General features: G+C 33.0%; 1 protein-coding gene. It reads left to right on the forward strand.

The features are described from left to right. Nucleotides 1-58: 58 nt before the first annotated feature. A partial coding sequence (locus NG904_RS16940) for a TetR/AcrR family transcriptional regulator (protein ID WP_252232900.1) occupies nucleotides 59-285 on the forward strand: 227 nt, incomplete at its 3' end.

The following is a 285-nucleotide window of genomic DNA, read 5'->3' on the forward strand; positions in this document are numbered from 1 at the left end:
ATTCATTGACATTTAAATATATTGAGTTTATAATGAAATCAAAAAAGGAGGGGTTATTATGCGAATTTCTAAAGACCCAGAAGAACGTAAACAAGAAATTTTGGATACAGCCATGAAACTTTTTTGTGAGAAAGGATACGACAAGACCTCTATTGCAGATATTGCTAAAGAGATAAATGTAGCACAAGGACTTTGTTACCGCTATTTTCCATCAAAAGAAGCATTATTTGACGCTGCAATAGATCAGTACTCAGATTTACTTGTGGGAAAAATGACACGGAAAAT

Origin of the sequence: Clostridium sp. ZBS15 (genome assembly GCF_023845705.1) — a bacterium.
Taxonomy (GTDB): Bacteria; Bacillota; Clostridia; order Clostridiales; family Clostridiaceae; genus Clostridium; species Clostridium aquiflavi.